The 1,977-nt window shown below is 72.1% G+C and carries 1 protein-coding gene and 2 pseudogenes; all 3 read right to left on the reverse strand.

The annotated features are described in order from the left end of the window. A pseudogene (locus ACWD4O_RS48685) lies at positions 1 to 563 on the reverse strand (PucR family transcriptional regulator); the annotation flags it as partial. A 275-nt stretch (positions 564 to 838) separates the two neighbouring features. Then, entirely contained in the window at positions 839 to 1,450 is a 612-nt protein-coding gene (locus ACWD4O_RS48690; protein ID WP_451289586.1) for a beta-ketoacyl synthase N-terminal-like domain-containing protein, read from the reverse strand. 28 nt (positions 1,451 to 1,478) lie between these two features. Then, positions 1,479 to 1,977, reverse strand: a pseudogene (locus ACWD4O_RS48695) (fatty-acid--CoA ligase); the annotation flags it as partial.

Here is a 1,977-nt window from a genome sequence, read left to right on the forward strand (position 1 = left end):
TCCGGGACGACCAGCCGGGCCGGGCGGGCGGTCATGTCGGCCAGCACTCCGGCGGGCAGCAGCAGCCGTTCGTCGTCCTCCCGCTCGGGCCCGCCGACGGCGATGACGGCGACCCGCTGAGGCAGGGGCCAGCGCGCGGCGCGTGCCTGTTCGCCGACCGCCTCCGCCGAGGCCGCCGGTTCGGTGAACAGCAGGTCGAGGAGGCGTTGGCGGCGGCGTTGCAATTCACCGGTGCTGCGCAGCCGGGCCTCGGTGTGGCCTTCGGTGGCCGCCTGCATGATCTCGTGCATGTGGGTGAACGCCGCGTCCGCCAGCGCGGCCACGTCGCCGGAGTCCAGGGCGAGTTCGTCGGCGGCCTTCATCATGCGCCGCCAAGCGGCCCGCCCGCCGAGCCTGAGCGCGGCCTGCAGCACTTCGAGGCCGCGCCCTTCGCCGGACTCGCCGCGCCCGATCTCCTGATAAGTACGGACGACGCGCGCCCGGTCACGCTCCCGTCCGGTGTCGGCGATGCGGTCCACGAAGAGTGTCAGGGCCTGGGTGACTCCGGCTCGTATGGTCCGCACGTATGCGTCATCGGTCGGTCGTGCGTACTCGGGCACCTCAAGCTGCACCTCGCGAGCGACTTCGTCGGCGATGTCATCGAGATTCGGGCGCAGAAAATCTGCCAGTTGGCGGGGGACAACGGCGAAGGGATCCAAGCTGTTTGCTCCTAGCCGTTGGTCAGGCGGCACCAACGACCATATCCCCCGCCCAACTCCCCTGCCCTGTCCTGGTGTTACAAGACGGAGCCCAGGTGTTGTCCGAGTGCAACAAAGCTGTACGGACAATTCCGTCCAGGTCAGACCGGCAGGCCGAGCGCTCCGGCGAGGACCGGCCACGAGGCGGTGAACTCCCGCTGCCAGTCGCTCCATTGGTGCGCGCCGCCCTGGTAGAGGCTCTCCAGGACCCCGGGCAGCACGGCCTCGATGCCACCGCTGATGATCTGCGCGAGAGCGATGATGGTGCCGAGCCCGCCGGCGCCGACGGAGACGCAGAGCGCGGTGCCCCGCAAGGCGCTCGCGCGTGGCAGGGGGTTGAAGTCCTGCCAGGTGGCGGCGTGCAGCGTCGCTGCGCTCCACAGCGACAGGGGGTCGAGGTCCTCCCGGCCCACGATCGCCCGGACGAACGTCGGCATGTTCGTCACGGTGGTGGCGGGCATTCCGCTGTACGACGCCGTAGCCACGTAGTCGGGGGCGGAGACTCCGACGAAGACCCCGGTGGCGGTTCCGGCCAGGGAGGCGGCGGGGATGGCGGCGTGGTCGAGGGCCTCCTGGGCGACCTCCAGCAGCATGCGCTGCTGCGGGTCCATCGCGTCGGCCTCGCGCGGGGAGACGCGGAAGAAGGAGGAGTCGAACCCCGTGCGGGTGGCGTCGTCGAGGTATCCGCCCCAGGGATTGGCATCCGGCGGCAGCTGGGAGCGGAATCGGCCTGGAGCGCGCTCATGCCGTGCCCCGCTCGACGCTGTCGTAGAAGCCGTCGAGGTAGCGGGAGCGGGTCAGCACACGGGAGACCTTGCCGCTGGAGGTGCGGGCCACCGCCCCGGGCGGGACGAGCAGCACGTCGGCCAGGCGCAGGCCGTGCCGGGCGGAGACGGCGGCGCGGACGGCGGCGGCGACCTCCTTGGGGTCGCGGGCCTGTGCGGGCAGATCGCGGGCGTGCTCGGCGACGACCACCGCGCACTCCGCGGCGATGGTGGCCCCGGCCGCCGCGCCGCCACCGAGTGCCTGACCGGCACGGACGGCGAAGGCGGCGAGACGGTCGGGACGTATCGCCTGATGGGCGGCCTGCACGGTGCCCTCGACGTCCTGCGGATAGTGGTTGCGGCCGTCCACGATGATCAGGCCCTTCAGACGGCCGGTGACCAGGAGCTGTCCGTCGAGCAGCGTGCCGAGATCGCCGGTGCGCAGCCAGCGGCCGGGCAGGCGCCCCAGGCGGGCG

The organism is Streptomyces sp. NPDC002623, from assembly GCF_053592635.1.